The organism is Vibrio sp. 10N.222.49.A3, from assembly GCF_041475145.1.
Classification (GTDB): Bacteria; Pseudomonadota; Gammaproteobacteria; order Enterobacterales; family Vibrionaceae; genus Vibrio; species Vibrio tasmaniensis_A.
The window spans coordinates 5051-6105 of the sequence record NZ_JBFRVM010000190.1 but is presented as its reverse complement, the minus strand read 5'-3'; the positions used below and the strand labels follow the sequence as shown (position 1 = coordinate 6105).

At 47.3% G+C, this 1055-nt stretch carries 1 protein-coding gene and 1 pseudogene; one reads left to right on the top strand and one right to left on the bottom strand.

The features are described from left to right. Positions 1-251 (bottom strand): annotated as a pseudogene (gene phhA, locus AB4589_RS22325) (phenylalanine 4-monooxygenase); the annotation flags it as partial. 199 nt (positions 252-450) lie between these two features. Between phhA and AB4589_RS22320 the strand changes: the two are divergent. Further along, positions 451-1055, top strand: a 605-nt coding sequence (locus AB4589_RS22320) for an AMP-binding protein (protein ID WP_372101701.1), incomplete at its 3' end; no start/stop codon positions are given.

Genomic DNA, 1055 nt, shown 5'->3' with positions numbered 1-1055 from the left:
TCGATCAATGCAGGCACAGGCTGAACTTGCCAACCTGTTGTTTCCATTAGCACTTTGTTTATCTCTGGCAGCTGGGGAACTCTGTCTAATGGCAGATCCAGCAAGGTCAGACCGTGCAAATAAGCATCGCATGCGCGGTCATTAATGACGTCCAGTTGCCTTTTCACTAAGTCGTGCCAAATAGCGTCTTCTTCGAGGCTCCACTCAACCCATCCCTCTTGGCTCACGGGCTTAGAATGATATTGAGTCATTACACACCTCCTTTCGAATGTCTCACTTTAAGCCTATCTCCACTCCTTATATCCGCCAATTTGCACGATTTTTCGAAACGGATGTTCGTGTAACATTTTATTCACACAATTCCAACAACCCCTTATTTTGCTGATCTTTTGACTTTGTAAATCCTAAATACCAGACTGAAATCGTTAACTTTTTGTTAAAGGTAAAGGAATGCACGAGAGCAATAAGCCAATTTGGCAACCCAGTGACCAGCGTATCGCACACGCCAACGTAACCCGATTTATGGACAACCTCGATCAGCAGGACGTATTCGAGCGGAAATTGAAAAACTACACGGAGCTTCATCAATGGTCTGTGGAGCAGCCGGAGTCGTTTTGGCATAACGTGTGGCAGTTTTGTGGAATGGTGGGTTCGCAAGACAGTATAAACAAGGCAGAAAGCGATCACATCAAAACTCAAGGCGAGAGCCGCTGGCAGCAACCGAAATCGAATCGCGATGCGGTCTGGTTTCCGAATGCTCAAGTGAACTACGCCGAAAACTTACTACATTCAGCAAAAACGTTGCCAAACGAGCTTGCGATTTGGTTTGAGAACGAACGTGGCGAACAGCAAAGCTACACATGGAAAACCTTGCGTGAGGAAGTATCTAGCGTTCAACAATGGCTTGTCGATAGCGGCGTGGGGCAAGGTGATATAGTTGCTGCATATACGCCCTACCTGCCACAAACCGTTATAGCGATGTTGGCAACCACCAGCTTAGGGGCGATTTGGACATCGACCTCGCCTGATTTTGGCGTCGAGAGCGTGATTGAGCG